The 5,143-nt window shown below is 69.0% G+C and carries 4 protein-coding genes; all 4 read left to right on the forward strand.

The annotated features are described in order from the left end of the window. The first annotated feature begins 105 nt into the window (after positions 1-105). The gene (locus tag Q4I23_RS30305; protein ID WP_498528679.1) at positions 106-1,551 is read left to right on the forward strand and encodes a flippase; all 1,446 of its coding nucleotides are present in this window, start codon (positions 106-108) and stop codon (positions 1,549-1,551) included. Positions 1,552-1,784: 233 nt separating this feature from the next. After that, entirely contained in the window at positions 1,785-3,140 is a 1,356-nt protein-coding gene (locus Q4I23_RS30310) for a nucleotide sugar dehydrogenase (protein WP_498528680.1), read from the forward strand. Between the two features lie 68 nt (positions 3,141-3,208). After that, entirely contained in the window at positions 3,209-4,207 is a 999-nt protein-coding gene (locus tag Q4I23_RS30315; protein WP_498528681.1) for an NAD-dependent epimerase/dehydratase family protein, read from the forward strand. Between the two features lie 14 nt (positions 4,208-4,221). Further along, the coding region (locus tag Q4I23_RS30320) for a GDP-L-fucose synthase family protein (RefSeq protein WP_498528682.1) at positions 4,222-5,143 on the forward strand (922 nt) is incomplete at its 3' end.

A 5,143-nucleotide genomic window follows, 5' to 3' on the forward strand; every position in this document is an offset into this window, starting at 1 on the left:
CGAGATCTACACTCGCGTATAATCGTCGGCAGCGTCAGATGTGTATAAGAGACAGGTTGGGTGGGGGCCCGCCGCCCGCACGTCCCTTTACACCCGAAAAGACCCATGACCGCCGGACGACGCATTTTCCTGAACATCCGCGCGCTGGGGCTGGCCCGCGTCGCCACGCTGCTGAGCGGGCTGATCACCACGGCCTGGACCGCGCGCGCGCTCGGACCGGACGGGTTCGGCGTGCTCGGCTTCGGCACCTCCATGCTCGCCTACGCCGCGCTGTTCGTGAATCTGGGCCTCTCCACCTACGCGGTGCGCGAGATCGCCCGCGACCGGGAAAAGGCCACCGATTTGGCGGACCATGTGCTGACGCTGCGGATGCTGCTGGCCGTGCTGGTCGGCGGGCTCTACGCCCTGTTCGTGCTCCAGCTCGACAAATCGGCGCTGGTCAAGGCGGTGCTGCTGGTGCAGGCGGTGCAGTTGCTGGGCAACGCGCTGTTGCTCGACTTCGTCTATCAGGCGACGGAGCGGATGAGCGTCATCGCGGTGCGCGAGATCGGCACGTCGCTCGGCAACATGGTCGCCGTGCTGGCGCTGGTGCGCGGGCCGGACGATCTGGCCATCGCCGCCGGCATCACCGCCATCTCCTTCGTCATCAACGCCGCCCTGATGCTGGCCCGCTTCAGCCGCGATTTCCGGATGCCGCGGCCACGGGTGGACCTCGCCAAGTGGCGGGACATCCTGAAGACCTCCGCCCCGATGGCGGTCAGCGTCTTCGCCTGGGCCCTGTTCTCGCACCTGGATCTGGTGATGCTGGGCTTCATGGCCCCGCAGACGGAGGTCGGCTGGTACGCCGCGGTGACCAAACTGCTGGTGCTGTCGCTGACCGCGGGGAACATCATCCTCAGCGCTTTCATGCCGCAGCTCGCCGCCGCCTATGGCGACCGCGAGGCGATGCAGGCGCGGATGCGTGACTACGCCGCGACCATCCTGTCCATCGGCGCGCTGATCGCGGCGGGCGGCGTCACCTTGGCGCCGGCCATCCTGGGCACCGTCTTCGGCCCGGCCTACGCACCGGCCGCCGACACGCTGCGGCTGCTGATGATCGCGGTCGCCATCGTCCACATCAATCTGACGATGGGCAACCCGCTGCTCGTCTGGCACCGGCAGACCGGATACATGACCGCCATCCTGGTCGGCGGCCTGACCAACGCGGCGCTGAACCTGATCCTGATCCCGCGCTACGGGATCGAGGGCTCCGCCGCCGCCACCATCGTCGCGGAGTTGACCGCCATGGCCGGACTCGCCTGGCTGCACCGGCGGGCGGTCGGGCAGCTCTATCTCGGGATCGCCGCGCGGGCGGCGCTGTGCGCCGCGCTCGCCGTCGGGGCCACGCTGGGCTTGACCCACGCGCTGCCGGACCTGATGGCTCCCGCTCATCCCCTGCCCGCGCTGCTGATCGGCGGCAGCGTGCTGATCGCGGTCTACGCGCTGGCGGCTCTGCTCACCGGGCTGGTGCGTCCGTCGCGGCTGCGCCGGCTGATCATGGCAGCGGCATGATGCGCCCGCCTCATCCCGAATCCCGAAGGACGCCGACCGGACGCACCCTTGCCGCCGGTCCGGGGTACCACGAACAAAACAATTCCCGATCAACGGCATAGCCAATTCACGCCACCCCGAATGGCCGGAACAATGCCGCGTTGCAAGACGTTCGGATTGCGCATGGCGCGGGTGGCGGATGGCGGCGGCGCCTTTGGATGCATGCTCCAATCACTAAGCAGGATCGAAAGACTATGCTCCCAAAGTCCTTTCCCGACCGGAACGTCTGCGTGCTCGGTCTCGGCTATGTCGGGCTGACGCTGGCCGTCGCCATGGCGGACGCGGGGTTCCAGGTGCACGGCGTGGAGGTGCGGGACGAGGTGCTGGACAAGCTGGCCCGCGGCGTCCCCCATTTCCATGAACCGGGCCTCGCCGAGAAGCTGCGGCATGTGATGGAGCGTGGGCGCTTCACCTTCGGCCGCACGCCGGACGGGTGCCGGGACTGCACCGTCTTCATCATCACCGTCGGCACCCCGCTGGACCGCGACGGCCGCGTTCGCACCGACATGATCGAGGCGGCGACCCGCCAGGTGGCCGAATGCATCCGGGACGGCGACCTCGTGATCCTGCGCTCCACCGTGAAGCTGGGGACCACGCGCGAGGTGGTGGCGCCGATCCTGCGCCGCACCGGCAAGCGCTTCGACATCGCCTTCTGCCCCGAGCGCACGCTGGAGGGGCAGGCGCTGGTCGAGCTGAACCAGCTTCCGCAGATCATCGGCGCGGAAAGCGTCGAGGTGGCGGCCCGCGCCTCGCAGATCTTCGGCATGCTGACCCCGACGACGGTCAAGGTCTCGACGCTGGAGACGGCGGAGATGATCAAGCTGGTGGACAACACCTACCGCGACGTCACCTTCGCCTTCGCCAACGAGATCGCCCGGCTGTGCAACGCCATGGAGGTGTCGGCGCTGGAAGTCTCGCGGGCGGGCAAGCTGGGCTACCCGCGCACGCAGCTGCCGCTGCCCGGCCCGGTCGGCGGCCCCTGCCTGGAGAAGGACCCGCACATCCTGATCGAATCCGCCCGCGGGTTCGGGGTGGACATGGACATCACCGCCGCCGGGCGCCGCATCAACGAAAGCCAGCCGGTCGAGGTGTCGCACTTCCTGGAGCGGCTGACCGGCTCCATGCAGGGCTTCCCGCAGGAGCCGACCATCAGCCTGATGGGCCTCGCCTTCAAGGGCCGTCCGGCGACCGACGATTTGCGCGGCACCATGGCGAAGCCGCTGTTCGAGGAGCTGCGCACCCGCTTCCCCAAGGCGCGCTGGCGCGGCTTCGACGCGGTGGTGGCGGCGGACGACATCCGTGGCTTCGGGCTGGAACCTGCCAACAGCATGGCCGAGGCGGTGGAGGGCGCCAACCTCGCCGTCATCCTGAACAACCACCCGGTCTTCACCTCCATGCCGCTGCCCGATCTGGCGCGCCGCATGGACCGGCCGGGGGTCATCTACGACTTCTGGAACAACTTCAACAGCCGCGAAGTGGACCTGCCCGAGGGCACGGCCTACGTGGCGCTGGGCAGCCACGGCGCCGCCCGCTTCGCCCATGTCGCTTGAAGAAATGTCGCCTGAAGGAACGTCGCTTGAAGAAGCGTCCCCTGACGCTGTCGCCTAAGGAAAGAACAATGCCGAAACATTATCTCGTGACCGGGGGCAGCGGCTTCATCGGCGCCGCCCTGGTCCGCCGGCTGGTGCGCGACGGGCACCGCGTCCGCGTGCTCGACGACAACTCCCGCGGCCACCCGCGCCGGCTCGGCGACGCCGTGGACGCGGTCGAATTCGTGTCTGGCGACATCCGCGACCCGGCGGCGGTGGAGCAGGCGGTGCGCGGCGTCGATGGCGTTCTGCATCTGGCCGCCGTCAACGGCACCAAGCACTTCTACGAGAAACCGGAGGTGGTGCTGGACGTCGGCGTGCGCGGCATGCTGAACGTCCTGGACGCCTGCCGGTCGAACGGGGTGGGCGATCTGGTCGTCGCCTCCTCCTCCGAGGCCTACCAGACCCCGCCGACGGTGCCGACGCCGGAGGACATCCCGCTGGTCGTGCCGGACGTGCTGAACCCGCGCTACAGCTACGGCGGGTCGAAGCTGATCTCGGAGCTTCTGGCGGTCAACTGGGGCCGCAGCGGCTTCGACCGCGTCGCCATCTTCCGCCCGCACAACGTCTACGGCCCCGACATGGGGTGGGAGCATGTGGTGCCGGAGTTCGTGCGCCGCGCCGTGGCCGCCATCGACCGCAGCCCGGAGGTGCTCGTGCCCTTCCCCATCCAGGGCGACGGCACCCAGACCCGCGCCTTCGTCCACATCGACGACGCGGTGGATGGCATCATGACGGTGATCGAGCGCGGCGAGCATCTCGGAATCTACCATGTCGGCAACCCGGAGGAGATCTCCATCGCCGAACTCGCCCGGCAGATCGTCGGCGTGCTCGGACGGGTCGCGGACATCCAGATCGGGCCACCCGCCCCCGGCGGCACCCAGCGGCGCAGCCCCGACATCGCCCGCCTGTCCGCGCTCGGCTACACGCCGCGCATCCCGCTGAAGGACGGTCTGCCCGGCGTGGTGGACTGGTACGCCGCCCGCAGCCGCGACGGCGACGCCCCGATCGCCAGCGCCGCCGAATAAGGGAACCGAGACCCATGGAGCGAAACAGCCGCATCTTCGTCGCGGGGCACCGCGGCCTCGTCGGCTCGGCCATCGTCCGCCGTCTGGTGGAGGCCGGCTACAGCGACCTCATGCTGCGTGGCCGCGACGAGCTGGACCTGACCGACCAGGCCGCGGTGCGCGCCTTCTTCGACCGGGAAAAGATCGACTACGTGATCCTGGCAGCGGCCAAGGTCGGCGGCATCCTGGCGAACGAGCGCTTCGGCGGCGACTTCATCCGCGACAACCTGCTGATCCAGACCAACGTCATCGACGCGGCCTGGCGGGCGGGGGTCAGGAAGCTGCTGTTCCTCGGCTCCTCCTGCCTCTACCCGAAGTTCGCGGAGCAGCCGCTGAAGGAGGAGGCGCTGCTGACCGGCGCGCTGGAGCCGACCAACAAGCCCTACGCCATCGCCAAGATCGCCGGCATCACCCAGTGCCAAGCCTACCGGCGGCAGTACGGCTTCAACGCCATCTGCGCCATGCCGTCGAACCTCTACGGCCCCGGCGACCATTTCGACCCGGAGGGCTCCCACGCCATCCCCGGCATGATCCGGCGCTTCCACGACGCGAAGATGGAGCAGGCGCCCAGCGTCACCCTGTGGGGCACCGGCACGCCGCGGCGCGAGTTCCTCTATGTGGACGACATGGCCGACGCCTGCCTGCATCTGATGGAACGCTACGACGGGGAGGACATCATCAACGTCGGCCCCGGCGAGGACATCGCCATCGGCGATCTGGCCCGGCTGATCCGCGGGGTGGTCGGCTACGAGGGAACGTTGACCCAGGATTTGAGCAAGCCGGACGGCCACCCGCGCAAGCTGATGGACGTGTCGCGCCTGTTCGCCACCGGCTGGCGCCCCAAGGTCGGGCTGGAGGAGGGGCTCCGCCGCACCTACGCGCTGTCTCTTATACACA

The organism is Azospirillum sp. UFLA03-27 (assembly GCF_059803775.1).

What these genes read in the sequence shown, in the direction of transcription:
- Q4I23_RS30305 (WP_498528679.1), top strand. Translation starts at nt 106, where the DNA reads ATGACCGCCGGACGACGCATTTTCCTGAACATCCGCGCGCTGGGGCTG.
- Q4I23_RS30310 (WP_498528680.1), top strand. Translation starts at nt 1,785, where the DNA reads ATGCTCCCAAAGTCCTTTCCCGACCGGAACGTCTGCGTGCTCGGTCTC.
- Q4I23_RS30315 (WP_498528681.1), top strand. Translation starts at nt 3,209, where the DNA reads ATGCCGAAACATTATCTCGTGACCGGGGGCAGCGGCTTCATCGGCGCC.